This is a genomic window from Blastococcus litoris, from assembly GCF_003075095.1.
Taxonomy (GTDB): domain Bacteria; phylum Actinomycetota; class Actinomycetes; order Mycobacteriales; family Geodermatophilaceae; genus Blastococcus_B; species Blastococcus_B litoris.
Genome location: NZ_QCZF01000013.1, coordinates 1 through 23,251, shown reverse-complemented (window position 1 = coordinate 23,251; position 23,251 = coordinate 1). Strand labels below are relative to the sequence as shown.

Below are 23,251 nucleotides of genomic sequence, written 5' to 3'. Positions count from 1 at the left end.
GCGCTGGCGGGTCCGGCGTTGGGCCTCGTCGTAGCCGTGGTGGACCAGATGGTGCTCTCTGGCAGGGGGGCGCGCGCGGTCATCGAGCCGGCGCGCTCGAGCGTCCGCCTGCTCCTGGAACAGCGGCGCGCAACACTCGCCCCGGACGCGTTGTTGTGGCGGCTGGGCGTCACAGCCGTCCCGGTCCTGGCGGTCCTGTCGTTGGCGGTGGTTCCGGTCGGCGGCCGCACGCTGTGGTCCACCGACGCGGACCTCGTCTGGTTCAACGCCATGGAAGCGCTGCTGTGGGCCGCCGTCTGGTTGGTCGGATGGGGACCGAACGCGGTGCACGCGCTGAACGGCGGATACCGGTTCCTGGCTCAGGGACTGGCGTACGAGCTCCCGTTGATGTTCTCGCTGATCGCAGTCGGGGTGGCGGCCGGGTCCCTGCGGACGGCGGACATCGTCTCCGCGCAGGAAGGGCTGTGGTTCGTGGCGTCGATGCCGGTGGCGTTCGTGGTGTTCCTCGCCAGTGCCGCCGCGTTCGCGTTCTGGGGGCCGTTCGGCGCGCCGACGGGATCCGACATCGCCGGCGGGGTGACCTCGGAGCTTTCGGGCGTCGACCGACTCCTCGTCGAGGCCGGCCGCGCGATCTTCCTCGGTGCTACCGCTGCCATGGCGGCCGCGCTCTTCCTCGGCGGCGGGTCCGGGCCCGTGCTTCCTGGCCTGATGTGGCACCTCCTGAAGACCGTCGCGGTCGTTATCGCTCTCGTCTGGGTCGGCCGGCGACTCCCGGTGCTGCGCCCCGATCGAGTGGTCGAGGTCGCGTGGACCGTTCTGGTGCCACTGACGCTGCTCCAGGCGCTCGTCGTCGCCGTGCTCCTGCTCTCCGGTTTCTACGCGGCCTGATGGGGAAGGAGGAAGCGTGCTGATGGAACTCTCGAGCTGGGCTCTGGCGGCCATCGTGCTGCTCGGCGTGCTGTCGGTGGCAGCGGGGATCGCCGTCTTCGTCGTGGACTCCATGGCCCGGGCGACGTTCGCGCTTCTGGGCTCGTTCCTGGCGGTGGCCGGCGTGCTGCTGGCCTTCGACTTGGTGTATCTCGCCGTGGTCACCGCGCTGATGATGACCATCGAGATGGCGATCATGGCGGTCTTCATGATCATGTTCATGATGAACCCTGCCGGGCTCATGCCGATGACGATGGTGCACAACGCCCGCGGTTCGGCCATCACAGGCGCCGTCGCGTTCGTCGTCCTGGTGGTGGGGATCTGGACGGTGGACTGGCCGGTCGGGCGGGCCGAGCGGCCGGAGGACAGCACCCGTCAGCTGGGCGAAGCCATCATGGGCAGTCACATGCTGGTCATGCTGGTCATCGGCATCGGACTGTTCGCCACGATCCTGGCCGGCACCGTCCTTGCCACTGCGCGCGGTCGCTACGACCGCTTCGGCGCGGACCTCACTGCGAAGCGGCCGGACGACCCGGTGCCGGGAGGGTTGCCGCGATGACGGCCGAGGTCGTCCTCCAGATCGTGCTCACCGTTGCCGCCGGCCTCATGGGGGTCGGACTCTTCGGAGCCCTGTCACAGCAGTCGATCGTGATGGTCATGATGGGCCTCGAACTCCTCCTCAACGGCGTCCTTCTCGCCGGGGGAGCGGCCTGGTACTTCCTGGCCCCGGAGTTGCCGGACGCGCAGATGCTGGTCGTCGTCGCCCTCGTCGTCATGGCGGTGGAGATGGCCATGGGATTCGCTGTGACCGTGGCCATCTACCGGGCACGTCAGGTGGACATGGTCGACATGGCCGCGGACCTGCGCGGATGAGCGGAACTCTGGCGACGAGCGCGCTGGGGGTTCTCGTTCTCCTGCCGGCCACGCTCGGGGTGCTGTTGCTCCTCATGGGCCGGCGTGCCGATCGCGCTGCCGGTCCGGCCGCCGTGCTGGTCACCGCCGGTGCCCTCGCCTCAGCGGTGGTCGTCGCCGCTGCCCGTCCCCGGCTCGCGGCCCCGTTCCTGGGGATCGTGAGGGGCGGGGAGCTGGGGCTCGCCGTCGACGGGCTGTCCGCCGTCCTCGTGGTCCTCGTCGCCACCGTGGGGCTGTTGACCACCGTTTTCGCCGTCGTCGACCTTCCGCCGAAGGCGGCCCGCGCCCGCTTCTTCGGATACTTCCTGCTCTTCATCGCGGCGATGCTGGCCACGGTCACCGCCACCACTTTCCCGGCGCTGCTTCTGTCGTGGGAGGTGATGGGGGCGACCTCGTACGCGCTGATCGGGTACCAGTGGCGGGACCCGGGCAAGCTCAACGACGGCACCCGCGCATTCCTCACCACCCGCGCCGGCGACCTCGGGCTCTACGTCGCAGCCGGTGCGGCACTCGCCGGGACGGGAGGACTGGTCCTCGAGGACCTGGGGGCCGCCGGCGGCGGCTGGCTCGACCTGGCCGCCGCCGGTGTGCTGCTCGCAGCGCTGGGCAAGTCCGCACAGCTGCCCTTCTCGGCGTGGATCTCCGGCGCGATGTCGGGGCCCAGCCCGGTGAGTGCCCTGCTCCACTCGGCCACCATGGTCGCGGCCGGCGGCTACCTTCTGCTCCGGACACAGCCTCTCCTGGCGGACGCCGGGTGGGCGGCCACTGCCGCTGCCTGGGCCGGCGCCCTCACCGCGCTGGTTCTCGGCGCGGTCGCCGTGGCCCAGCGGGACCTCAAGCAACTGCTCGCGGCCAGCACCGCGGCGCAGATCGGCTTCGTCGTCCTCGCCGCCGGAGTCGGCGCTACCGCGGGGGGCACAGGGCAGCTGGTCGCGCACGCTGCGGTCAAGGCCGGCCTGTTCGTCGCCGCGGGATCGTGGCTGACCGCGCTCGGCACCAAGCAGCTCCCCGGACTGCGCGGTGCCGCACGACGCTATCCGGGGGTCGGCGCCGCGGCCACCGTGGCAGCGCTGGCGCTGGCCGGGGTCCCCCCGCTGTCCCTGTGGGCGACCAAGGAGGGCGTGCTCGCGGGGGTCGACAGCGCACCGCTGTACCTGGTTGCCCTCGCGGCCGCAGTCCTCTCGGCGGTGTACGCCGCGAAGATCGTCACGATCGTCCTCGCCCCGTCCACCGGTGAGGAGCAGCTCGACGACGAGGAGCCCGGCACCCGGCGGGTCAGGATGCCGGCCACCGCCACAGCTGCCGTGTTCGCGATCGCGGCAGCCGGCCTCGGGGCGCTGGCGTTGCCCGCGGTGGCCGGTGCGCTCGAGGACGTGCTCGGTGTCGAGGCGCAACCGGTGGACCCCGCCGGCCTCCTGTTGGGCGGTGTCCTGGCGGTCGCCGCGTTCGCGGTGTCGGTTGTCGTGGTCCGGGCGCGGCCCGGCGTGGCCAGGGCCCTTGAGCGCGGCCCGCTCGGCTTCTGGGCCGGCCTGCGGCGACTGTTGTCGCCGGCGCCGGCAATGGCGGTGGCCCGAGCGGCCGCCGCCGTGGACGACCGCGTCATCGACGGCGCCGTGCGCGGCGTCGCACGAGGGGTCACCCGGGCCGCCGCCGTATTCGCGCGGGCCGACACCGGCGTGATCGACGGCGCCGTCCGCGGCACGGCGCGCGCCTTCCGACGGGCAGGTGCAGCCGCCCGCCGTCCGCAGACCGGGCTGCTGCACCAGTACTACGTCCAGGCGGTCGCCGGCGTTGGCGTCCTGCTCGCCTTCCTCCTGATCGTGAGGTGACCGTGCTGCTGACCGTAGGAATCCTGTTGCCCCTGGCTGTCGCCGTCGTGCTCTTGGCGATTCCCGCGCTGACCGGTCGCGCGGCCGTCCGGCTGTGGATAGCGGCCTCGGTCGCCGACCTGGCTCTCGTGGCCTGGATGTGGTGGCGGTACGACCCCGGTCAGGGCGCCACCGGCGTCGTCGGCGATATCGCTTACGAGGTGGACGTTCGGTGGATCCCGACGGTCGACGCCGGGTTTCACATCGGCGTCGACGGCTTGTCGCTGCCGCTGTTGGCCCTGACGGGCGTGCTCTTCCTGGCCTGTGCCATCTGGTCGCTGCGCGAGCCGGACCGCCCGCGCACGCAGGCCGCGCTCTTCCTCTTCCTGCAGACGGCCTGCATGGGCACGTTCGCGGCGCTGGATCTGATCCTGTTCTTCGTCTTCTTCGACCTGACGATCGTCGGGATGTACTTCATCATCGCCGGGTGGGGGCACGGTGACGCCCGGCGCAGCGCGTTGAAGTTCTTCCTCTACACCTTCGTGGGGTCACTCGCCCTGCTCGTCGGCTTCATCGGGCTGTTCCTCGGCAGCGAGGAGCGGACGTTCGACATGGTCGCGCTCGCCCAGAACCCCCCGCTGACCGACTCCCCGCTGGCCGGCGGTCTCGTCCTTCTGGCCATCGGGCTGGGCCTGGCGGTCAAGACACCGCTGGTCCCGTTTCACACCTGGCTGCCCGACGCGCACACCGACGCGCCTGCCGCCGGATCGGCCATCCTCGCCGGGATCCTGCTGAAGCTGGGCACCTACGGTTTCGTCCGCATCGCGATGCCGATCCTGCCTGACGCCTGGCAGCGCTGGGCCATGGTCGTGGTCGTCGTCGGAGTCTTCAGCGTGCTGTGGGGCGCCTTCGTCGCCCTGGCACAGACCAACGTCAAGCGGATGATCGCCTACACCTCGGTCAACCACATGGGGTACGTCCTCCTCGGGCTCGGGGCCGCCGGCCTGGTCGGATCGGCCGACGAGCAGTCCCGCACCGTCGCCATGGTGGGCGCCGTCTACCAGATGGTCGGCCACGGCCTGCTCACCGGCGCGCTCTTCCTGCTCAGCGGGGTGCTGTGGTCGCGCGGGCGGACCTACGCCTTCGACCGCTGGGGCGGGCTCGGCCGGCCGGCGCCGGTGTTCGCGGCGCTGCTGGCGGTGGCCGCGTTCGGCTCTCTGGGACTGCCGGGCTTCGTCAGCTTCATCGCCGAGTTCCAGATTTTCACCGGAGCTCTGCAGGCTGCACCGGTCGGGGCCGTGCTCGCCGTGACGGGCATCCTGGTAACGGCCGGTCTGTTCCTGGTGGCACTGCAGCGCCTGCTCACCGGACCGACCGTCGTCCCGGCGGCCCTCGACGACAGCAGCCCGGACGACGAGGGAGCAGACGCGGCGCGGTCGTCCTCCCCGACCGCGGACAGCGCGACGGCGACCGCCGTGCGATCGCGCACGGACACGGGAATGCGTGACGTGGACGGCTCCGAACTGGCGGCCATCGTCCCGCTTCTCGTACTGGCCGTGCTGCTGGGACTATTCCCGCGCGCATTGTTGGACGTCATCGAGCCGGCCGCGGAGGCGGTGGCGCAGTTGGTGGCCCGGTGAACGACCCGATGGGCGGGATGACCGGCGCGGGGGAGGAGGCGCTGGCACTGCTGCCGGAGCTCCTGCTGCTCCTCGGTGCGGTCGGCGGGCTGCTGCTGGGGCTGTGGACCCCACAGCACCGGCAGTGGCGGGTGCGCGCGGTTGTCATCCTCTCCTGCGTGGCGAGCGCGGCCGTAGCGGTCCTGGCGCTCGATGACACCGCGACACGGGTGTTCGAGGAGACCTGGGTCATCGACGGCACCACCGAGACCGTCCGGATCGTGGTCGCGCTGTCCGCGGCGGTGGCCGTCGTCCTCTCCTCCTCGTCGCTCGCAGGACATCCTCGGGAGACGGAGGCTTACGTCCTCATGGTCTTGGGCGCCCTGGGCACCATCGCGCTCGCGGCCAGTGGCGACCTGCTGCTCCTGGTCGCCGCCTACCTATTGGCCAGCATTCCGCTGTACGCCCTTGCCGGGTTCGCCAAGGACTCGTCGGGCACCGAGGCGACGCTGAAGTACTACCTCATGGGGGCCTTCGTCGGTGTGCTCATGATGATCGGGGTCACGTCTCTGGTCCTGGCCACCGGCACCACGGGCTACCCCGATCTGGCCACGCTTCTCCCGGAGGCCCCAGTCGCCTTGCTCGCGATGGGCGTCATCGGCGTCCTTGCCGGCGTCGGCTTCAAGGCAGGCGCCGTCCCGGTGCACTTCTGGGTTCCCGACGTCACCGCCGGAACCACGCCGGCGATGGCCGCGTACATCACCACGATCCCCAAGGTCGGCGCCGTGGCCGCCGCCTTCCGGCTATTGGCCGAGCCGTTCGCCGGCGTCTCGCTCGACCTGTCTCTGCTGGTGGCGGTCATCGCCGCGCTGAGCATGACGCTGGGTAACCTCGCCGCCTTCAACCAGACCGACGTCCTTCGCCTGCTCGCGTACTCGACGGTCAGCCAGGTCGGGTACCTGTTCATGGTGGTGGCGGTCGCCGGACGTACCGACCTGGCCGTTCCGGCGTTGGCCATCTACCTCGCCGGCTACGCCCTCACGAACCTCGGCGCCTTCGCGGCAGTCGCCGCCTTTCCCGAAGCCCGCTCGATCCGCGAGTGGGCGGCAGCGGCCCGCCGGAACCGGTGGGCAGTCGTCAGCCTGGTCGTGTGCCTCCTCGGCCTCGTCGGCACGCCCCCCACAGCGGTCTTCGTCGGCAAGCTGGCGGTGTTCAGTGCTGCCTGGGACGGCGCACTAATCTGGCTCGTGGTCCTCGCCGCGGTGAACACCGTGGCCAGCCTCTTCTACTACCTCCGCTGGATCGCGCCTGCTGCAAGCTCAGGCCAGTTGGAGTCGCCTGGCACCGCAGAACCGGGGGAGCCTGGGGGAGCGACGAAGCTGCGCCGCCGGACTGCCACCGCCCCTCTTGTCGTCCTCCATGCAGCGGCACTCGTCTCAGTGCTCCTCGGCGTCGGTGCGGGCGTTTGGTTGGCCCTCGTCGTACCGGGGTGAGCGCTGGGGACCCACGGCCAGCCCGCGGTGCGAGTGATGGCCCTGATGCTTGGCCCGATGGCCCCCCCGGGCGGGGGGCCGTCTCGGCGGGTGGTGACATGCCGGGAACCCGAGCTGAGGGAGGCACCGAACATCGGCGAGCCGGGAAACGGCTGGCGTCCCTGAAGCCGCCTTTTAGGCGACGCACCCACCGCTTCTTCGAGTCGCCTCTGGGGTCCGTTGTCGTGTTCGCGGCCGCGCGCGGCCGGATCATCCACCCGTGGGAGCGACCTCACCGGCAATGTTCCTGCAGGCTGACCCCGTCCGGTCGAAGCGCCCTAGGTTCGGAGAACCCTCTGTCTCCGGCCGGACGGGGCACGCTGATGTGTACCAGGCTTCAAGGACTTCGAGCCCGGCTGCGACGGTCGCCGGTTCCGAATGACTTCAGGCGAAAGATCCGCGGCTCGGCAGCTCGCCCTCAGGTCGCCTTCTGGAACGTCCACCGTCTATGCGTCCAATGCCTCGAGAACCGCCGCCGCGCCTGTTGCTGCGATCTTCCGACCGAAGTAGACGTCGCTGGTCATGGACGTGTTGGCGTGGCCCAGTTGGTCGGCCGCTGCGCGCGAAGAAAGGCCGGCGTGGTCCATCAGGGTGGCAACCGTCTTCCGGAAGACATGCGACGTGACCCAGTCGAATCCGGCGGTGGTGAAGGCATCCCTCAGGTCGGCCTGAGTGTTTGAGGGATCGCGCCAGCCGCCCAAGGGAGCGGGAAAGACCGGTTGCGCGCCAAGGTCCTTGACCGGCAGGTCAAGCGACGAGGCGCGTTCGCGCAGGTTCGCCACACACCAGCGCGGTAGTTGGAGGCTCCGCGTGCCGGCGTCGGTCTTCGTCGACTTCACGACGAGTCCTTGTCCCCGAACGCGGATCGCCGCCGCCCGGACCTCTATCACGCTGACCTCCAGGTCCACGGCGTTCCACGCCAGACCGCATGCCTCGCCGATGCGCAGCCCGGTGGCCATGAGGAAGCCGACCAGGTCGGGCAGGTCGCGAGCGATCGCCCTGTCGTCGTACGTGAGTGCGGCGCGAAGCTGTCGCAGTTCAGGGAGTGACAGCGCACGCGGAGCCCTTCTCGGGCCGCCACGGACGGGGCCGACGGCCCGCACGGGATTGTGGGCAAGGGCGTCGTGGCGTGCGGCCAATGCGCACATGCCGGACAGCACGGAGCGACAGGTTCGGGCGGTGGCGGTGCCGTGCTTATCGGCGATGAGCCGCAGGTGTCGGTCGAGGACGCCGACACTGAGCTCACGGACCCGAAGCTGACCCAGCCCGGGCAGAATCTGCCGATCGAGCCGGTCGCGATAGGCCTGCATGGTTACCGGTGACAGGTCGGCCAGCCCGGCGTACCAGGTTTCGGCGAGTGCCGACACGCGGCTGTCGGCAGCAATGTCGCCGCCAGCGCCACCGGGCACTCGATCACGCAGGGCCGACTTCAGTGCCCGCTCCGCGGCGGCCTTGGTGGGTCCGCGCCGTTCGACGGCGCGCACCGCGCCGTCGAGGTCACGGACGAGGACGCGGGCGCGGTAGCCGGTGCCAGTCTTGTAGCAGCGGATGGCGCCGGCGGTGCCCAGAGCCAGCGGGGGACGTCCCATGCCACCGCACCATAGCCCCATTTAACCCCCAGGAAATCGGGGTCACCAAGGGTGTGGAAGGGTCTCCAAAGGTGCCTTACTCCGACGGCTAATGGCAGGTCAGAGGGCAGACTCGGCGATTCAGAGTGACCAGCGGAGGCACGCGACCAGACAATCGCAGGGTTACTGGTTCAAGTCCAGTCGGGGGAGCCATCCAGGCCCTCGACCAGTAGCAACTCGGTCGGGGGCCTTCGTCGGTGATGGGCGCCGTGCCGCGGTCGGTCAGCGGATGGGGACGGGGGAGCACCCACCTCCGTTCCCACTTCAACGTATAGCGCAGCCGGGGGCTTGCGGCAAGACCCCGGTCCGGCCGCACACTCGCTCGTCGTGAACGGTCTGACCAGCGTCTTCGCCCTTCCCGACCACCTCTCCGCCAAGGACGACCCGGCCCTGATCGCGGCCGACGAGCAGCACTTCGCCGTCATCGCGGAGAGCCTGCAGGAGACGATCGCCGAGCTGTCCCAGCGCCTCGACGTGGAGCGTCGTGCGCCCGGCGGCACCGGGCAGGAGGCGCTGGACCGCGACCTCGAGGTCCACCGGCTGACCGGGCGCCTGCGCACTCTCCGCCGGTTCGGCCTCGACCTGTGCCTGGGCCGCATGGACCCCGCGGACGGCTCCGCGCCGGTGTTCGTCGGGCGGCTCGGCCTCACCGACAGCGCCGGACGGCGGCTGCTGCTGGACTGGCGCTCCCCGGCTGCCGAGCCGTTCTTCGGCGCCACGCACGCCGACCCGATGGGTCTGGCCGCCCGCCGCCGGTACCGCTGGACCCGCGGACGCGTCACCGACTACTGGGACGAGGTGTTCACGGCCGAGGGGTTCGCCGGACACGCCGCCGCGCTCGACGACCAGTCGGCCTTCATCGCCAGCCTGGGCAGCACCAGGTCGGCCCGGATGCGCGACGTCCTGGGCACCATCCAGTCCGACCAGGACGCGATCATCCGGGCGGGGTCCGGCGGCGCCCTGGTCGTCGACGGGGGCCCGGGGACCGGGAAGACCGTCGTCGCCCTGCACCGCACCGCCTACCTGCTCTACGCGGACTCCCGCCTGGGGCACCACCGCGGCGGGGTGTTGTTCGTCGGCCCGCACGAGCCCTACCTGGCCTACGTCGCCGACGTCCTGCCCAGCCTCGGGGAGGAGGGGGTGCCGACGTGCACCCTGCGGGACCTGGTCCCCGAGGGCGCCGTCGCCGTGCCGGAGACCGACCCCGACGTCGCCCGGCTGAAGTCGTCCGCGCTCTGGCCGGAGGCGGTCGAGGCGGCGGTGCGCTTCTACGAGGAGCCGCCGACCGGACGCCTGGAGGTCGTCACGCCGTGGGCCACCGTGCCGCTCGACGCCGGCGACTGGGCCGAGGCGTTCGGCGCCCGCGATCCGGGCGCGCAGCACAACGAGGCCCGCGACCAGGTGTGGGAGGCGCTGCTGCGCATCCTCGTGGACAAGCTCCGGCACGAGCTGGACGACGAGGACGACGGCCCCGGGGCCGACGACGACTTCGACGCCTACGGCCTCGCGCGGGACGACCCGGACGCGGGCTACCGGCGGTCGCTGGCCGCCAACCGCGACCTCGTGCGGGCCTTCGGCCGGGCCTGGCCGCTGCTCGAGCCCGCCGATCTCGTCGCGGACCTCTGGTCGGTGCCCGCGTACCTGCGGCGGTGCGCACCGTGGCTCTCCGCCGGCGAGGTCGCGCTGCTCCAGCGCGCCGAACCGGCCGCCTGGACGGTCGCCGACCTGCCCCTCCTGGACGCGGCGCGGCTGCGGCTGGGTGACCCGGAGGTGTCCCGCCGCCGCCGACGCCAGGAAGCCGTCGTGGCCGCCGACCGGCTGAGGATGGCCGACGTCGTCTCCGACCTGATCGCGACCGACGACTCCGACATGATGATCATGTCGATGCTGCGCGGGCAGGACCTGCGGGGCGCCCTGGTGGACGACGCCGCGCTGCCCACCGCCGCCCCCGACGTGCTCGCCGGCCCGTTCGCGCACGTCGTGGTGGACGAGGCGCAGGAGCTCACCGACGCCGAGTGGCAGATGCTGCTGCAGCGCTGCCCGTCCCGGAGCTTCACGATCGTCGGCGACCGCGCGCAGGCACGGCACGGGTTCACCGAGTCGTGGCAGGAGCGGCTGGCGCGGGTCGGGCTCGACCGGGTCCACGTGGCGTCCCTGACGATCAACTACCGCACGCCGGAGGAGGTCATGGCGGAGGCGGAACCGGTCATCCGGGCCGCGCTGCCCGACGCCAACGTGCCGACCTCCATCCGCAGCAGCGGCATCCCCGTCGCGCACGGCGCGGCCGGCGACCTGGAGGTGGTCGTCGGCAGCTGGCTGGCCGAGCACCCCGAGGGCACCGCCTGCGTCATCGGCGCCCCGGCGTTCCGGCCGACGTCCCGCGTCCGGTCGCTGACCCCCGTGCTGGCGAAGGGCCTCGAGTTCGACCTCGTCGTGCTGGTCGACCCGGAGTCGTTCGGCACCGGCATCGAGGGTGCGGTGGACCGCTACGTCGCGATGACGCGGGCGACGCAGCGGCTGGTCGTCCTGACGAGCTGACCGGTCAGCCGGCGCGGCGGACCCGCGCCGCGCCCGCGAGCTCCTCGAAGAGGGCGGCGGTGGTGTCGAGGTCGACGCAGGCGTCGGTGACGCTCGTGCCGTACACCAGCGCCTCGGGGTGCTCCTGGTCGAGGTCCTGCCGGCCGGCGACGAGGTTGCTCTCGATCATCACGCCGCGGATCGCCGTCTCGCCGCCCGCGATCTGGCCGGCGAGGTCCTTCACGACGTCGATCTGCCGCAGGTGGTTCTTCTGGCTGTTGCCGTGCGAGGCGTCGACGACCAGGACCTCGGGCAGGCCCCGCGCCCGCAGCTTGGCCCGGGTGTCGGCGACGTGCGCGGCGGAGTAGTTCGGGCCGTCCTTGTCGCCGCGCAGGATGACGTGACCGGTGTCGTTGCCCGTCGTCGACAGCTGGGCGGAGATGCCGTGCCGGTCGACGCCGAGGAACTCGTGCGCCGCGCGCGCCGCGATGACCGCCGAGATCGCGGCGTCGATGCTGCCCTCCGGCGAGTTCTTGAAGCCGACGACGGCGGAGAAGCCGGAGACCCGCTCGCGCGCGGTCTGGTCGGTGACGTTCCGCGCGCCGACGCCGTTGTAGGTCACCAGCCCGTCGACGTACTGCGGCGTCAGCGCGTTGAGCGGCTCGGCCGCCACGGGGACGCCGAGCCCGGTGATCCGGCACATCAGCATGCGGGTGGCGACCAGCCCGACGCTGATCCGGTTGGACCCGTCGAGGTAGGGGTCGTAGGCGAAGCCCTTCCAGTCCACCTCGGTGCGCGGCTTCTCGGTGTAGGTCCGCATGACGATCTCGAGGTCGTCGGCGTAGCGGCCCCGCATCTCCCGCAGGAAGCCGGCGTACTCGATCGTGGCCGCCGGGTCGTGGATGGAGCAGGGCCCGGCGATGACGGCGAGCCGGTCGTCCTCCTCGCCGATGATCGCGGTCATGTCCCGCCGGCCGGCCCGGGTGGTGGCGGCCGACTCCTCCGACAGCGGGACCACCGACGCCACCGCCTCCGGGGTGACGACGAGGCTCTGGCCGGCGATCCGGGCGTTCATCAGCCCGGCCACGTCCACCGTCTGGGTGTCGGCCAGGCCGAGCTGCTCACGGACGCCCGGCAGCAGCTCCGCGTGCATCTCGTCGATCCGCCGGTTCACCTGGCGCTGCACGTCGAGCAGGTGGTCGGCGATGCGTGCCGAGACCTCGAGGATCCGGTCGGCCGGCGGGTCGACGTGCTGGGCCATCGCGGGTGTGCTCCTCGGGCGGCGGTCGGACGACGTGCAGTCTCCCATCCGGCGCGGGAGCGCCCCGGGGCGCGGGCGGCTCAGGCGGCCGTGAGGTCCACGACGTCGCCCACCACCCACACCGCCGGCGGCCGCACCGCCTCGCGGGCCATGGTGGCGGCCAGCCCGTCGAGCGTCGTCCGGAGCACCCGCTGCCGGTCGCTCGCGCCCTCCACGACGACGGCCACCGGGGTGTCCGGCGCGCGGCCGTGCGCGACCAGCGCGGCGGCGATGGCCGGCGCGGTCTCGACGCCCATCAGGACGACGAGGGTCCCGCGCAGCCGGCCCAGCGCTGCCCAGTCGACCAGCGACGAGGGGTGGTCCGGCGGCACGTGGCCGGACACGACGACGAACTCGTGGGTGAGCCCCCGGTGCGTCACCGGCACGCCGGCCAGCGCCGGGACGGCGACGGCGCTGGTCACCCCCGGCACCACCTCGACCGGCACGCCGGCGGCCGTGCACGCCTCGACCTCCTCCATGCCACGCCCGAAGACGAACGGGTCGCCGCCCTTGAGGCGGACGACCCGCCGCCCGGCGCGGGCGTGCTCGACCAGGAGCCCGTTGATCCGTTCCTGCGCCATCGCCCGGCCCCGCGGCAGCTTCGAGGCGTCGACGACCTCGACGTGCGGGGCCAGCCACGAGAGCACCTCCTGCGGCGCGAGGTGGTCGGCGACGACCACGTCGGCCTCGGCCAGCGCCTGCCGCCCCCGCACGGTGAGGAGTCCCGGATCGCCCGGCCCGCCACCGACGAGCACCACCCGCCCGGGTCGTCCTGGCGCGGAGGACCCGGGTCGCCCACCGAGCACGTCGGTCAGCGCCGCCGCGAAGGCGCGCGAGGTCCCCGGGTCGCGGACGGCGACGCGGAGGTGGTCGGACGTCAGCCCGGGGAAGGTGTCCCCGCGGCGCACCGCCCACCCGAGGTCGCGCAGCCGCTCCCGGACCCGCGCGCCGCCGGGCACGCGGAGCAGCACGAACGACGACTCCGGCCGCCCCTCGACCACGACCCCGGTGGGCAGCGCGGCCAGCAGGGCGGCCCGGTCCGCAGCCAGGTCCCGGGCGCCGGCCTCGGCCTCCGCCCGCGCGGCCGGCGTGGAGCAGGCGGTCAGGGCGGCCAGCGCCGGGGTGGACACCGGCCAGTGCGGTTGCTGGGCCGCGAGCGCGGCGACCAGGTCGGGCGCCCCGAGGGCGTAGCCGACCCGCAGGCCGGCCAGCCCCCAGGTCTTGGTCAGGCTGCGCACCACGAGGAGGCCGGAGAGGTCGGCCAGCCCGGCCAGCGACTCGGGTTCGCCCGGGACCGTGTCGGCGAACGCCTCGTCGACCACCACCAGGCGGCCGGGCCGAACCAGCTTCGCGACCAGCGCCGCAGGGTGCAGGACCGAGGTGGGGTTGGTCGGGTTGCCGAGGACGACGAGGTCGGCGTCGTCCGGGACGGCGTCGGGGTCGAGCCGGTACCCGTCCTCGGCCCGCAGGAGCAGCCGCTGGACCGGGTGCCCGGCCGCGCGCAGCGCAGCCTCCGGCTCCGTGAAGGACGGGTGGACGACGACGGCGCGCCTCGGCGCGAGCGCCCGGGCCACGAGGGTGAACGTCTCCGCCGCCCCGGCGGTCAGCAGCACCTCGGCGGGGTCACGGCCGTGTGCTGCGGCGACGGCGGCCCGGGCGGGACCGGCGTCCGGATAGGCCGCGCTCCGGTCGAGCGCGTCGTGCAGGACCGCGCGCAGCCAGGCGGGCGGCGCGTCGGCGCGGACGTTCACGGCGAGGTCGACGAGCCCGGGCCCGACCTCGGCGTCGCCGTGGTGACGCAGATCGGTCACCGCGTTCCCTCCACGACCACCGCCACCGTCACCCGGCCGTGCACCGTCTTCGGCACCACGAGCGTCCCGCCGCCGAGGAGAGCCGCGGCCTCGGCCACCGACGGCGTCCCGACCCGGGCGGCGACCCGTCCGGACGGCGAAGGCACCGGGACGCGGGCGAGCTCCGCCGCGGGGTGCCCGGTCAGTGGCCAGCCTCGGGTGGCTGCGGCCGCCACCACCCCGATCTCGGCCGCCCGGACGTCCAGCGTCGCCAGCCGCACGTCGGTGCTGCCGGGCGGGAGGACGGCGTCGACCGCGGCGAGCACCTCGTCGGCTCCGACGCCCGAGGTGGTGCCGATGCCCACGACGGTCACGTCGGCACCCCCGGGCGGTCGGGCAGGGCGGACAGCAGCCCGGGGACGTCGCGCGGCAGGGCGGCGTCGTCGGGGAGCAGGCCGAGCGCCCGCAGCCGGGCACCGAGGGTCAGCGCCCACGGTCGCTCCAGCCGGGCCCGGGCGAGCAGCGCGTCGTCGCCGAGCAGGTCGCCGGGCGCGCCCTGCACCACCCTGCGGTCCACGACGACGGCGACGTCGTCGGCCCAGCGCAGCGCCAGGTCGACGTCGTGGGTGCTCATGACGACGGTCGAACCGTGCTCCCGCAGGCGGGCGAGCGCGGCGAGGGTCTCGGCGACCGCCGAGGGGTCCAGGCCGGCGGTCGGCTCGTCGAGCAGCAGGACGCAGGGGCGCATCGCCACGGCGCCGGCGATCGCGACCCGCTTGCGCTCGCCGTACGAGAGCTGGTGGGTGGGCCGGCCGGCGAGGGCGTCGACGGCGAGCAGCTCCAGCGCCTCGGCCACCCGCGTCCGGACGTCGTCCTCGGGGAGCCCCAGGTTGAGCGGCCCGAACGACACGTCCTGCGCGACGGAGGCGCTGAACAGCTGGTCGTCGGGGTCCTGGAGCACGAGCTGCACCTCCTGCCGGTGTGCGCGTAGCCCGGAGCGGGAGTGCACCAGCGGCACGCCGTCGACGGCGACCCGGCCCCCCGTGGGCCGCAGCGCCCCGGAGAGGCAGCGCAGCAGGGTCGTCTTGCCCGAGCCGTTGGCGCCGAGCACGGCGAGCCGGCGCCCGGCGGGGACGGTCAGCGAGGCGCCGTCCAGCACGGGGTGGCCCCGCTCGTAGCCGGCGACGAGGTCGGCGGCGGTCAGCGTCCGGTGGCTCACGCGACCACCACGCTCGTGGCGGTGAGCGCGGCCAGCCCGGCGAGCGAGCAGGCCAGGAAGGCCCGGGACGACGGCAGGACCTCGGGCAGCACCCGCAGGCCCGCCTCCATGCCCCGGCCGGCGAGGCCCTCCTGCATCCGCCGGGCGCGGTCCCAGGAGCGGGTGAGCACCGCGGCGGCCAGCAGCCCGGACGAGCGGTAGGAGCGGCGCAGCGACGAGTGGCCCATCCGGGCGGTCTGCGCCTCGCGGATGGTGCGCAGGCTCTCCAGCAGCACGAACAGCAGGCGGTAGACGACCGCGGCCACCTCGACCACGGCCGCGGGCACGCGGAGCCGGCGCAGTGCGGGCAGCAGGTCCGACATCGGCGTCGTCGTGGCCAGGAGCAGGACGGCGGCCCCGCCGGCGAGGGAGTGGCCGGCCAGCGACCCGGCGCGGGCCGCGGCGTCGGGCGCCCAGCCCAGGCCGCCGCCGGACACCGAGACCACGGCGGTCACGGCGCCGACGGCGACGAAGGCGGCCGGCAGCCGCACCGCCCGCAGGAACGTCCGCGCCGGCACCCGGGCGGGCCCGAGCGCCAGCCCGACCGCGGCCAGGCCGACGAGCAGGCTGCCCGGCCAGGTCGGGAGCAGCAGTGCGCACACCACGAGTCCGCCGCAGAGCAGCAGCTTGTCGCCGGGGGAGCGGTGCCGCCAGGCGCTGGCCCAGGCGGCGTCGTCGACCGCCAGGCCGGTCACGGCGACGCCTCCGGTTCCTGCGCCAGGCGCCGTCCCCGCAGCCGCCCGAGGACGTAACCGAGCACCCCGCCGCCGACGGCGGCCTGGAGCGCGAAGAGCCCCGACTCCACCTCGCCGGACGGGCTGAACAGCGAGTCGAACCACGGCGTGTAGCCGTCGGCCTCGAGCTCCTCGGTGACGGCGGCGTCGGTGCCGCCGTACTCGGAGGCGCCGCCGTCGACGAGCAGGGGGACCGCGAACAGCGCGACGACGGCGACGACCAGCAGCACGTTGACCACCACCCGCCGGTTCACGCGGCGTCTCCGGCGGGTGCGGGCCGCAGCAGGCCGAGGCGTTCCAGCTCGGGCCGCGCGTTGACGGTGAGCACCCGGAACAGCAGGACCCCGAGCAGGCCCTCACCGATCGCGAGGGGGATCTGGGTGACGGCGAAGACGCCGAGGAACTTCGCCGCGGCACCGGCGAGCCCGCTGCTCGCATCGGGGAAGGCGAGCGCCAGCTGCAGCGACGTCGTGACGTAGGTGGCGAGGTCGGCGAGCACCATGCCGGCGAACACCCCGGGCAGGAGCCCGCCGCCCAGCGCTCGGGTGAGCCGGTAGGCGCCGTACCCGGCCCAGGGGCCGACGACGGCGAACGCGAAGGCGTTGGCACCGAGCGTGGTCAGCCCGCCGTGGGCGAGCAGCAGCGCCTGGAACAGCAGCACGACGGTGCCCAGCAGCGCCATGACCGGTGGCCGGAAGAGGATCGCTCCGGCCCCGGTGCCGGTCGGGTGGCTGGAGCTGCCGGTGACCGAGGGCAGCTTGATCGCGCTCAGCACGAAGGTGAACGCGCCGGCCGCCCCGAGCAGCAGGGTCGACTCCGGGTTCTCCCGCACCTCTGTCACCACCGCGCGGGCGCCGTGGACGACGAACGGCGCTGCGACCAGCGTCCAGCCGACGGCGTGCGGTGCCGGCAGGAACCCCTCAGCGATGTGCATGCTGCACCCCTTGCGGAAGCCGCGCGGCCGCGGCGGCGAACCGGGCGGCCAGCCCCGGGGATCCGGCCCAGTGCAGGTGCAGGTAGGAGGCGTGGACCCCACCGGTGACGAAGCCCTCCGGTCCGGCGCTCGACCACTGCCAGGCCGGCGTCGTGCCGGCACCGGGCTCGGCGTGCGTGCGGTGGAACTCGTGCCCGCGCACCCGGGTGCCAGCGGCGGCGAGCACGGAATCGGCCGGCGCGACCGCCGCCCGGTAGCCGAGGGTGAGCCGGGGCGACATCGCGGCCGCGACGTCGAGGACGCCGCACATCGGGACGCCGTCGAGCTCGCGGGCGAGGTAGAGCAGCCCCGCGCACTCGGCCGCGACCGGCGCTCCCCGGGCGGCGAGCGCGGCGACGTCGGCCCGCAGGGGTTCGTTGGCCGACAGCTCCGCGGCGTAGACCTCGGGGAAGCCGCCGCCGACGACGAGCCCCGCCGTCCCCTCCGGGAGGGCCTCGTCGCGGAGCGGGTCGACCGTCACCACCTCGGCACCGGCCGCCTCCAGCAGCTCGGCGTTCTCCGCGTAGCCGAAGGTGAACGCCGGCCCGCCCGCGACGGCGATCCGCGGCCGGCCGGCCACCACCGGCACCTCGGCCGCCGGTTCCCACGGCGCCGCGGTCAGCGGGGGAGCGGAGCGGGCCAGGGCGAGGACGGCGTCCAGGTCGACCCCGTCGGCCACCACGTGGGCCAGCCGGTCGACGGTGGCGACCGCCTCGGCGGAGCGCTCGGCCGCCGGGACCAGCCCCAGGTGCCGGGACGGCGTGTGCAGCTGGTCGAGCCGGCGGATCGCGCCGAGGACCGGGACCCCGGCGGCGTCCAGCGCCCCGCGCAGGATCGCCTCGTGCCGGTCGGTGCCGACCCGGTTGAGGACCACCCCGCCCAGCCGCACCCCGGGGTCGAAGGTGGCGAACCCGTGCACGAGCGCGGCGACGCTGCGGGCCTGCGACGAGGCGTCGACGACCAGAACCACGGGTGCCCGGAGAAGGGCTGCGACGTGCGCGGTCGAGGCGAAGCCCGGCTCGACCGAGGGGTGCGTGGCGCCGTCGAACAGGCCCATGACCCCCTCGACGACGGCCAGGTCGGAGCCGCGCGCCCCGTGCAGGAACAGCGGCGCGACGCGCTCCTCGCCGACCAGCCAGGGGTCGAGGTTGCGGCCGGGACGCCCGGCGGCGAGCCCGTGGTAGCCGGGGTCGATGTAGTCGGGGCCGACCTTGTGCGGGGAGACGGTGAGCCCGCGGTGGGTGAGCGCGGCGATCAGGCCGGTGGCGACCGAGGTCTTGCCCGCGTTGCTCGACGGCGCGGCGACGACCAGCCGTGCCATCCCCCGCCCGCCCCTGCTCACCACTCGATCCCCCGCTGACCCTTCTGGCCCGCGTCCATCGGGTGCTTGACCTTGGTCATCTCGACGACCAGGTCGGCGATCTCGACGAGGCGGGGGTGGGCGTCGCGGCCGGTGATCACGACGTGCTGGCTGCCCGGCCGGTTCGTCAGCGTCTCCACGACGTCCTCGATGTCGACCCAGCCCCACGTCAGGGGGTAGGTGAACTCGTCGAGCACGTAGAAGCGGTGCGCCTGCGCGGCCAGGTCGCGCTTGATCTGCGCCCAGCCCTCGGCGGCGTCGGCGGCGTGGTCGACCTCGGTGCCCTGCCGGCGCGACCAGCTCCAGCCGCTGCCCATCTTGTGCCAGACCACCGGGCCGCCCTCGCCGCTCTGCTCGTGCAGGCGGCCCAGCGCGGTCAGCGCGTTCTCCTCGCCGACCTTCCACTTGGCGCTCTTGACGAACTGGTAGACCGCGATCGACCAGCCCTGGTTCCAGGCGCGCATGGCCATGCCGAAGGCGGCGGTGGACTTGCCCTTCATCTCGCCGGTGTGCACGGCGAGCAGCGGGCGGTTGCGGCGCTGGCGGGTGGTGAGCCCGTCGTCCGGGACGGCGGTGACCTGTCCCTGCGGCATCAGGCTGCCCTTGCGCTGCGCACCGTCGCGGCGAGCGAGTCGGCGGCCAGCTCCTCGAGGCGGAGCGTCTCCGCACCGAGGTGCGCGCCCAGCGTGGCCGCCAGGCCGAGCCGCACCGGCCCCGACTCGCAGTCCACGACGACGGCCGCCGTGCCGCTCGCGGCGAGCAGCCCGGCCGCGGCGTGCGCGTCGGCGAGCGAGCCGCCGCCTCGCGCGCCGGTGGCGCGGCCGTCGGTGACGACGACCAGCAACGGGCGGCGCTGCGGGTCGCGGACCCGCTCGACGCGCAGCACCTCGTGCGCCCGCAGCAGCCCGGCGGCCAGCGGTGTGCGGCCTCCGGTGGGCAGGTCCGCGAGGCGGGCGGCGGCGGCCTCCACCGACCAGGTCGGCGGCAGCGCCAGCTCGGCGTCGGTGCCGCGGAAGGTGACCAGGCCGACCTTGTCCCGCCGCTGGTAGGCGTCCAGCAGCAGCGAGAGGACGGCGCCCTTCACCGCGCCCATCCGCGAGCGCGAGCCCATCGACCCGCTGGCGTCGACGACGAACAGGACGAGGTTGCCCTCGCGGCCCTCGAGGGTGGCCTGACGCAGGTCCTCGCGGGCGATCCGCAGGCCGGGACCGGTGCGGCCGCGGGCCACCTGGTGCGGCGCGGCGGCCAGCACGGTGCCGGTCAGGTGCAGCTTCGTGACGGTGCCCGACGGGCGGACCGAGCCGACGACCCGGCCGCGCTCGCTGCGGGCGCGGGACCGGCGGCCGGACGCGCCCGCGCCGATGCCGGGCACCTCGAGCCGGCGGGTGCGGAACGGGTCGGTGGGCGCGGCCGCCGCACGGTCCGGCGCGGGGGAGGCATCGGCGTGCCCGCCCCCCTCACCCCGCGGTGCCGTCGTCGGCTCGCCGTCGGGGCCATCGTGGTCACTCCGGCCGTCGGGGCCCTCGGGGGTGCCGCCGGTGCCCGGGCCGTCGTCGTCGGGGTCGGTCGGGTCGTCCGGGCGCGCGTCGGAGAGCGCCTGGTCCAGCGTGGAGTCGTCCAACCCGGGGGCGTCGAACGGGTTGCGCCGGCGCCGGTGGGGGAGCGCGAGCCGGGCGGCGGCCCGGACGTCCTCCTCGGTCACCTCGTCGCGTCCGCACCAGGCGGCGTAGGCCAGCGCGGCGCGGGCGGTGACCAGGTCGGCGCGCAGGCCGTCGACGTCGAACGCGGCGCAGACGGCGGTGACCTGGCGGAGGGCGTCGTCGGGGAGCACGACGTGCGGCAGGCGCGCCCGGGCTGCGGCGATGCGCTCGGACAGCCCCGACTCCTCGGCGGCCCACCGAGCGGAGAACCCCACGGGGTCGGCGTCGAAGGCGAAGCGCCGGCGGACGACCTCGGCGCGCAGGTCGGGATCCCGTGGGGCGGCGACCTGGACGGTGAGCCCGAACCGGTCCAGCAGCTGGGGCCGGAGCTCGCCCTCCTCGGGGTTCATCGTCCCGACCAGCAGGAACCGCGCGGCGTGCCGCACCGACACACCCTCCCGCTCCACGTATGCGGTGCCCATCGCGGCGGCGTCCAGGAGCAGGTCGACCAGGTGGTCGTGCAGAAGGTTGACCTCGTCGACGTAGAGCACGCCCCGGTGAGCGGCCGCGAGCAGGCCCGGCTCGAACGCCTTGACGCCCTCGGTGAGCGCCCGCTCGAGGTCGAGCGCGCCGACGACGCGGTCCTCCGAGGCGCCGACCGGCAGCTCCACCAGCCGCGCGGGGCGGGTGAGGCCCGGGGCGCCGGTGTCGTGCGGGCCGTCCGGGCACGCCGGGTCGGGGGCGGCCGGGTCGCAGGCGAAGCGGCAGCCGGCGACGACGTCGACCGGCGGCAGGACGGCGGCGAGCGCCCGCACCGCCGTCGACTTGGCGGTGCCCTTCTCGCCGCGCACCAGCACGCCGCCGACCGCCGGGGAGACGGCGTTGAGCACGAGGGCCAGCCGCATGTCGTCCATGCCGACGACGGCGCCGAAGGGGAAGTTCACGAGTCGCTGACCGGGCAGCCGCGCATGGCGCAGTCCTCTCCCCGGGTGTCCACGCCCGGAGGTGGCAGGAGCGCGACGGCGGGAGTTCCTGACTCACCGGCCCGGGGGCCGGCTCACAGTGGCGGGACCGCGCCGGATTCTCACCGGGCTTCCTCCACTGCCGTCGCGTGTGGCGCGGTCATCAGACCACAGCCGGTCCCGGCGCCGACAGCCCCCTCGGGTCAGCGGGCGGCCGACCCCGGCGGGAGGAGCGGGAGCCCGGCGGGCGCGCCGCCCTCGATCAGCCGCCACAGCGCGTCGGTGTCGGCGTGCTCGGCGATCAGGTCGCCCAGCCGGTCCAGCCGCTGCTCGCGGACGGCGGCGAAGTCGGTGTCCGGGGCCGCGACGAACCGGCGGTCGGCGACGGCCGCGACCTCGGTGAGGAAGGCCCGCCGGAAGCCGTCGTTCTCCAGGGCGCCGTGCCAGGTGGTGCCGAAGACCGAGCCGGACCGGGCGCCGTCCAGGAACGGCTCCGCCTCGTCGTCGACCGCGACGACGCCGTGGTGGATCTCGTAGCCGTGGACCACCTCGCCCAGCGCTGTCCCGGTCGGACGGCCGAGGGTCTTCTCCCGCGCGAAACGCACGTCGCCGGGCAGCAGGCCGAGCCCTGCGACCGTGCCGGCCCGTGACTCGACCTCGTCGGTGATGGTGCGGGCGAGCATCTGGTGGCCGCCGCAGATGCCCAGCACCGGGCGGCCCCCGGCTGCGTGCCGGGCGACGGCCTCGGCCAGGCCGCTCTCGCGGAGCCAGCCGAGGTCGGCGACGGTCGCGCGCGTGCCCGGCAGCACCACCAGGTCGGCGTCGCCGAGCTCCTCGGGGCGGGTGGCGTAGCGGACCAGCACGCCGGGCTCGGCGGCGAGCGCGTCGAGGTCGGTGAAGTTGGACAGCCGGGGGAGCCGGGCGACCGACACCCGGAGCACGTCCTCGCCGTGCGGGCTGCCGCCGGACGACGCCACCGGTACGTCGAGGGAGTCCTCGACGTCGACCGCGGCCCCGGGCAGCCAGGGCAGGACGCCGAACGTCGGCCGCCCGGTGAGCCGCTCCAGCTCGACCAGGCCCGGACGGAGCAGCCGGACGTCGCCGCGGAACTTGTTGACCAGGAAGCCGGCGACCAGCCGCTGGTCGGCCGGCGGCATGAGGGCGACCGTGCCGTAGAGCGCCGGGAAGACGCCGCCCCGGTCGATGTCGCCGACGACGAGCACCGGCAGGTCCGCGGCGGTGGCCAGCCCCATGTTGGCGATGTCGTCGGCGCGCAGGTTGATCTCGGTGGGGGAGCCCGCGCCCTCGCAGACGACGACGTCGAACCGCGAGCGCAGGTCGGCCAGCGAGGCGAGCACCTGCTCGAGGAGGGCGGCCTTCATCGGGCGGTAGGACAGCGCGGTCACGTCGGCGACCGGCCGGCCCATGACCACGACCTGGCTGGCGTCGTCCCCGCCGGGCTTGAGCAGCACCGGGTTCATCGCGGCCTCGGGCTCGACGCGGGCGGCCGCCGCCTGCATGACCTGCGCCCGGCCGATCTCGGCGCCGTCGGCGGTGACCATCGAGTTGTTGCTCATGTTCTGCGCCTTGAACGGCGCCACGGACACGCCCTGGCGCACCAGCCAGCGGCAGATGCCGGCGGTCACGACCGACTTGCCGGCGTCGGACGTCGTGCCCGCGACGAGCAACGCGCCACGGGTTCCGCTGGTGCTCACGGCGGACATGATGCCGACCGCCGTCGGAGCGCCTCCCTAGGATCGGCGCCCGTGCCTGCCGACCGCTCGTCGCGACTCGTCGTCGTCGGCATCGGCGCCGACGGCTGGGACGGGCTCGCGGCCGCCTCCCGCGCGGAGGTCGAGCGCGCCGGGGTGCTGCTGGGCAGCGCCCGCCAGCTGCGCCTCGTGCCCGGCTCCGTCGGCGCCGAGCGGGTGCCCTGGCCGTCCGCGCTGAGCGAGGCGCTGCCCGGGCTGGTGGAGGGATTCGCCGGACGCGCGGTCGTGGTGCTGGCCAGCGGGGACCCGATGCTGTCGGGCATCGGCACGACGCTCACCCGGCTGCTGGGCGCCGACCGCGTGCGGGTGCTGCCGGCGCCGTCGTCGGTGTCGCTGGCCTGCGCGCGCCTGGGCTGGCCGGTCGAGGACACCACCGTGGTCACCCTGGTCGGCCGCCCCGTCGAGCTGCTGCACCCGCACGTGCAGCCCGGTCGCCGGCTGCTCGTCCTCGGGTCGGACGGCGGGACCCCGGCGCAGGTCGCCGCCCTGCTGACCGCCCGCGGCTTCGGCGCCAGCGGG

General features: G+C 74.3%; 20 protein-coding genes and 1 riboswitch. Of the genes, 8 read left to right on the top strand and 12 right to left on the bottom strand.

Going from position 1 to position 23,251, the window contains the following annotated elements; genetic code table 11:
• Positions 1-48 precede the first annotated feature (48 nt).
• Genes DCS98_RS20930 through DCS98_RS20905 form a run of 6 tightly spaced genes read left to right on the top strand, consistent with a single transcriptional unit; the run spans position 49 to position 6,759 of the window.
• Entirely contained in the window at positions 49-888 is an 840-nt protein-coding gene (locus tag DCS98_RS20930) for a complex I subunit 1 family protein (protein ID WP_241038552.1), read from the top strand.
• A 22-nt stretch (positions 889-910) separates the two neighbouring features.
• The gene (locus DCS98_RS20925) at positions 911-1,486 is read left to right on the top strand and encodes an NADH-quinone oxidoreductase subunit J (RefSeq protein WP_116453468.1); all 576 of its coding nucleotides are present in this window, start codon (positions 911-913) and stop codon (positions 1,484-1,486) included.
• Positions 1,483-1,800, top strand: a complete 318-nt coding sequence (locus DCS98_RS20920; protein ID WP_116453422.1) for an NADH-quinone oxidoreductase subunit NuoK — start codon at positions 1,483-1,485, stop codon at positions 1,798-1,800. The genes DCS98_RS20925 and DCS98_RS20920 overlap by 4 nt, the downstream gene beginning before the upstream one ends.
• Entirely contained in the window at positions 1,797-3,668 is a 1,872-nt protein-coding gene (locus DCS98_RS20915; RefSeq protein WP_116453421.1) for a proton-conducting transporter transmembrane domain-containing protein, read from the top strand. The genes DCS98_RS20920 and DCS98_RS20915 overlap by 4 nt, the downstream gene beginning before the upstream one ends.
• Entirely contained in the window at positions 3,665-5,287 is a 1,623-nt protein-coding gene (locus DCS98_RS20910) for a complex I subunit 4 family protein (RefSeq protein ID WP_241038526.1), read from the top strand. The genes DCS98_RS20915 and DCS98_RS20910 overlap by 4 nt, the downstream gene beginning before the upstream one ends.
• Positions 5,288-5,295: 8 nt before the next feature.
• Entirely contained in the window at positions 5,296-6,759 is a 1,464-nt protein-coding gene (locus DCS98_RS20905; protein ID WP_206340378.1) for an NADH-quinone oxidoreductase subunit N, read from the top strand.
• Positions 6,760-7,244: 485 nt separating this feature from the next.
• Here the strand turns inward: DCS98_RS20905 and DCS98_RS20900 are convergent, their stop codons facing one another.
• On the bottom strand, positions 7,245-8,387 hold the full coding sequence (locus DCS98_RS20900) for a site-specific integrase (protein WP_116453419.1): 1,143 nt from the start codon (positions 8,385-8,387) through the stop codon (positions 7,245-7,247).
• A gap of 366 nt (positions 8,388-8,753) precedes the next feature.
• Here DCS98_RS20900 and helR point away from each other — a divergent pair, with 366 nt between their 5' ends.
• A complete protein-coding gene (gene helR / locus DCS98_RS20895; RefSeq protein ID WP_116453418.1) occupies positions 8,754-10,964 on the top strand; it encodes an RNA polymerase recycling motor ATPase HelR in 2,211 nt (736 codons plus the stop codon).
• A gap of 4 nt (positions 10,965-10,968) precedes the next feature.
• On the opposite strand, the gene DCS98_RS20890 is transcribed toward helR, so the two are convergent.
• From DCS98_RS20890 to DCS98_RS20840, 11 genes are all read right to left on the bottom strand, one after another.
• Positions 10,969-12,204 carry a 3-deoxy-7-phosphoheptulonate synthase gene (locus DCS98_RS20890; protein WP_116453417.1) on the bottom strand — a complete coding sequence of 412 codons (1,236 nt, stop codon included), beginning with the start codon at positions 12,202-12,204 and terminating at the stop codon, positions 10,969-10,971.
• An 80-nt stretch (positions 12,205-12,284) separates the two neighbouring features.
• A complete protein-coding gene (gene cobC, locus DCS98_RS23760) occupies positions 12,285-14,054 on the bottom strand; it encodes an Rv2231c family histidinol phosphate aminotransferase CobC (RefSeq protein ID WP_164704691.1) in 1,770 nt (589 codons plus the stop codon).
• Positions 14,051-14,407 carry a cobalamin biosynthesis protein gene (locus DCS98_RS20880; RefSeq protein WP_116453416.1) on the bottom strand — a complete coding sequence of 119 codons (357 nt, stop codon included), beginning with the start codon at positions 14,405-14,407 and terminating at the stop codon, positions 14,051-14,053. The genes cobC and DCS98_RS20880 overlap by 4 nt, the downstream gene beginning before the upstream one ends.
• Positions 14,404-15,252: an energy-coupling factor ABC transporter ATP-binding protein gene (locus tag DCS98_RS20875; RefSeq protein WP_116453415.1), complete on the bottom strand. Its 849-nt coding sequence runs from the start codon at positions 15,250-15,252 to the stop codon at positions 14,404-14,406. Before DCS98_RS20875 ends, DCS98_RS20880 begins: the two co-directional genes overlap by 4 nt.
• The gene (gene cbiQ, locus DCS98_RS20870; RefSeq protein WP_116453414.1) at positions 15,249-15,986 is read right to left on the bottom strand and encodes a cobalt ECF transporter T component CbiQ; all 738 of its coding nucleotides are present in this window, start codon (positions 15,984-15,986) and stop codon (positions 15,249-15,251) included. Before cbiQ ends, DCS98_RS20875 begins: the two co-directional genes overlap by 4 nt.
• Positions 15,983-16,279, bottom strand: a complete 297-nt coding sequence (locus tag DCS98_RS20865) for an energy-coupling factor ABC transporter substrate-binding protein (RefSeq protein WP_116453413.1) — start codon at positions 16,277-16,279, stop codon at positions 15,983-15,985. The genes cbiQ and DCS98_RS20865 overlap by 4 nt, the downstream gene beginning before the upstream one ends.
• A complete protein-coding gene (locus DCS98_RS20860; RefSeq protein ID WP_116453412.1) occupies positions 16,276-16,959 on the bottom strand; it encodes an energy-coupling factor ABC transporter permease in 684 nt (227 codons plus the stop codon). The genes DCS98_RS20865 and DCS98_RS20860 overlap by 4 nt, the downstream gene beginning before the upstream one ends.
• Complete coding sequence (locus DCS98_RS20855; RefSeq protein ID WP_241038523.1) at positions 16,946-18,340, bottom strand: cobyrinic acid a,c-diamide synthase CobB; 1,395 nt, start codon at positions 18,338-18,340, stop codon at positions 16,946-16,948. The genes DCS98_RS20860 and DCS98_RS20855 overlap by 14 nt, the downstream gene beginning before the upstream one ends.
• On the bottom strand, positions 18,337-18,951 hold the full coding sequence (cobO, locus tag DCS98_RS20850) for a cob(I)yrinic acid a,c-diamide adenosyltransferase (protein ID WP_116453410.1): 615 nt from the start codon (positions 18,949-18,951) through the stop codon (positions 18,337-18,339). The genes DCS98_RS20855 and cobO overlap by 4 nt, the downstream gene beginning before the upstream one ends.
• Positions 18,951-20,942: a putative cobaltochelatase gene (locus DCS98_RS20845; RefSeq protein ID WP_116453409.1), complete on the bottom strand. Its 1,992-nt coding sequence runs from the start codon at positions 20,940-20,942 to the stop codon at positions 18,951-18,953. Before DCS98_RS20845 ends, cobO begins: the two co-directional genes overlap by 1 nt.
• Positions 20,943-21,024: 82 nt before the next feature.
• Positions 21,025-21,097: riboswitch (cobalamin riboswitch) on the bottom strand.
• A 66-nt stretch (positions 21,098-21,163) separates the two neighbouring features.
• Positions 21,164-22,675 carry a cobyric acid synthase gene (locus DCS98_RS20840; RefSeq protein ID WP_241038522.1) on the bottom strand — a complete coding sequence of 504 codons (1,512 nt, stop codon included), beginning with the start codon at positions 22,673-22,675 and terminating at the stop codon, positions 21,164-21,166.
• A gap of 51 nt (positions 22,676-22,726) precedes the next feature.
• On the opposite strand from DCS98_RS20840, the gene cbiE reads away from it, so the two are divergent.
• On the top strand, positions 22,727-23,251 hold a 525-nt coding region (cbiE, locus tag DCS98_RS20835), incomplete at its 3' end, for a precorrin-6y C5,15-methyltransferase (decarboxylating) subunit CbiE (RefSeq protein ID WP_116453407.1).